Here is a 2,430-nt window from a genome sequence, read left to right as displayed (position 1 = left end):
GTAGACGAAGCGCGCCACGCGCCACTGCGCACCGGACTTGGATGAGGGCTTGGCCGAGACGGCAGGGCGTGGCAGCGTCGCGTCGATGGAAGTCTCCGCGGCATGCGCTGCGCCACAGCAGAYGGCAGCCACGACCAGCACGCCAAGCAAACGAGGGAACGAGACAACAGACACAGCGACGACCCTTACTCCTCGTCCTTGACCGACTGCTTGATCGCGTCGGTCACCTTGGTCATCGACTTGCTCATCGCCTGCTGGCTCGCCTGCATGCGCATCATCATGTTCTGGCCCATCAGCATCTCGAACTGCTGCTCGGCGGCGGGGTTGACGGCCGCGGTGCTCGTGGCCGCAGGCGACGTGGACGAAGCAATCGGGGTGGTCATCGTGGGCTCCGGTGTCGGTCTCAATGAGGCCGGACCTTACGGAGTACAGGTGTCGCTGGGCCTGCAGCGGCCGAAGGAATCAGCTGGCAGGCGAAGCAGGGACCGCGTTCGCTTCGCCGTTGCCGGCTTCGCGCCGGGCGTGAAGTCAATGGCGCTCGTTGCCTAGATTCGCAGGCACCGATTCACCTTGGAGCTCACGGCATGCGGCAACGCATCGCGACTGCGTTCGCCTTCCATGTCATCTGCGTCTTGTTCGCGGTCTTCGCGCCAGGCCACGCGCTGGCCGAGAGCGTCCTGCGCTTCAAGTGCACGCTGATCGACGGCAGCGTGCACCTGTTCGTCGAGGACATGAGCGTTCGGCAGCCAGGCCTGACCACCGCCTGCGAACGCGTGCAATTGCCGGCGGCTTCGCGAGCCATGAGCGACACAGCATCAGGCGCGGGGCTGGCCGAGCGACTGGCCACGCTGGTGACGGTGATCGACGCCGGTGGCGCGACCACAGCCGCGCAGCGAACCGCGATGCCCTTCGAGTTGGCGGGCCTGGTGAATGCCGCCAGCATCCGCTACCGCCTGGACGCGGCGCTGATTGGGGCGCTGATCTTTGTCGAGTCGCGCTACCGGCCCGATGCCCGATCATCCAAAGGCGCGCTCGGCCTGATGCAGTTGATGCCCGACACAGCGGCGCGTTATGGCGTCAAGTCCGAGCGCGAACTGCTCGACCCGAGCACCAACGTCGATGTCGGCGTGCGCCATCTGCAGAGCCTGCGCGAGCTGTACGGCGGCCGGGTGGACTTGATGCTGGCGGCCTACAACGCAGGTGAAGGCGCTGTGCGCCGGCACGGCAACCGTGTGCCGCCGTACCCCGAGACGGAGGCCTACGTCCAGCAAATCATGGCGATGAGCCGAGGTCGTGAGCTTCGATAGAACTGCGCCAATCGCATAAGCAGACGGCCGCGCCACGCTGAAGCGAGGGCGGCCTAAAGAGCCTGCAACGCAGTTCTCACAAAGGAAAATAAATGAAMCGTAAAGGACTTGAAAGCGCACATTCAGGATAGTGGCAAGAAACCGCTTTCCTGAGGCCAAGTCCGTGAACATCGCTCTGCTCTGCCGCTCCCGCCCACTCGAAATCTTCRCCGCCTCTGCGTTGCGAGACGCGGGCCTGGAGATCTCGTCCTACCCCCATCTGCAGGCGCTGCTGTCGTCCATGCGGCTCAGCGAGCCTGGCGCCGTGCTGCTGCAAGATGACCACGAGCAGTTGCCCGATTGCCTCGCCGCGCTGCGAATGCAGACCACTCATCCACTGCCCGTCATCGTGGTGGGCCTGGGCGATTCGGTCAGCATCTCGCGCGCGCTGCAGATGGGCGCTGACGACTACGCGGCGATCAGGGAAGGCGGCGACTCGCTGGTACACCGCATCCGCGGGCGAATCGCTTCGCGCCAGACTCGCCCCAGTGCCACTTCGCTGCGTGCGGGCCCCTATGTGCTGCATGCGCCCACGCAGAGCATGTCGCTGCAAGATGGTGAAGTGAGCCTGACCTCGCGCGAGTTCGCCCTCGCCTGGGCACTGTTCGAAAACCTCGGCCGGGTGGTCAGCATGAAGACGCTGTCGACGGAGATCTGGGGCCGCTCGAGCGACATCGGCAAGCGGACGATCGAGCAACACGTCTACAAGCTGCGGCGCAAGTTCGGCAAAGAGGGCCCGGGCCGCAAGACAGTGCCCAAGATCCAGACGGTGTACGGTGTGGGCTATCGCCTGCACCTCTGACGCTCAGCCGCTCAGCCGTTGCCCCATCGGCGGCGAGGTCAACGTCGCAGGTCGGCGTCGCTTCAGCCAGCCGAGGGCAACATCGCCCGGCTGTCCATGGCGATGCGCTGCATCGTGCGCAGCATCGTCACCGCGTGCTCGGCGGTGTCGCGGTCGACCTCGAACACATGCTGCAGCACGAGCGATCGCGTCTCGCCATCCAGGCCGAACACAGGCATCGCCGGCCCGCACAGCAGCAGCTGGGTCTGAAGCACCGCCTCGAGCGTTGCAGCAGCCTCGCCC

The 2,430-nt window shown here is 65.6% G+C and carries 4 protein-coding genes; 2 read left to right on the top strand and 2 right to left on the bottom strand.

Annotated features, from left to right (window positions below; genetic code table 11):
• Positions 1-185 precede the first annotated feature (185 nt).
• The gene (locus AC1DYI_RS32810) at positions 186-383 is read right to left on the bottom strand and encodes a hypothetical protein (RefSeq protein WP_477208297.1); all 198 of its coding nucleotides are present in this window, start codon (positions 381-383) and stop codon (positions 186-188) included.
• 201 nt (positions 384-584) lie between these two features.
• On the opposite strand from AC1DYI_RS32810, the gene AC1DYI_RS32805 reads away from it, so the two are divergent.
• Positions 585-1,307, top strand: coding sequence for a lytic transglycosylase domain-containing protein (locus AC1DYI_RS32805; RefSeq protein WP_477208296.1), 723 nt, complete (start codon positions 585-587; stop codon positions 1,305-1,307).
• A gap of 163 nt (positions 1,308-1,470) precedes the next feature.
• A complete protein-coding gene (locus AC1DYI_RS32800) occupies positions 1,471-2,148 on the top strand; it encodes a winged helix-turn-helix transcriptional regulator (protein ID WP_477208295.1) in 678 nt (225 codons plus the stop codon).
• A gap of 62 nt (positions 2,149-2,210) precedes the next feature.
• Here the strand turns inward: AC1DYI_RS32800 and AC1DYI_RS32795 are convergent.
• Positions 2,211-2,430: type III secretion system chaperone family protein (locus tag AC1DYI_RS32795; RefSeq protein WP_477208294.1), on the bottom strand; the 220-nt coding region annotated here is incomplete at its 5' end.

The organism is Ideonella sp. P3_A4, from assembly GCF_056403075.1.
This window is presented reverse-complemented; position numbering and strand designations above follow the sequence as displayed.

What these genes read in the sequence shown, in the direction of transcription:
- AC1DYI_RS32810 (WP_477208297.1), bottom strand. Translation starts at nt 383, where the DNA reads ATGACCACCCCGATTGCTTCGTCCACGTCGCCTGCGGCCACGAGCACC.
- AC1DYI_RS32805 (WP_477208296.1), top strand. Translation starts at nt 585, where the DNA reads ATGCGGCAACGCATCGCGACTGCGTTCGCCTTCCATGTCATCTGCGTC.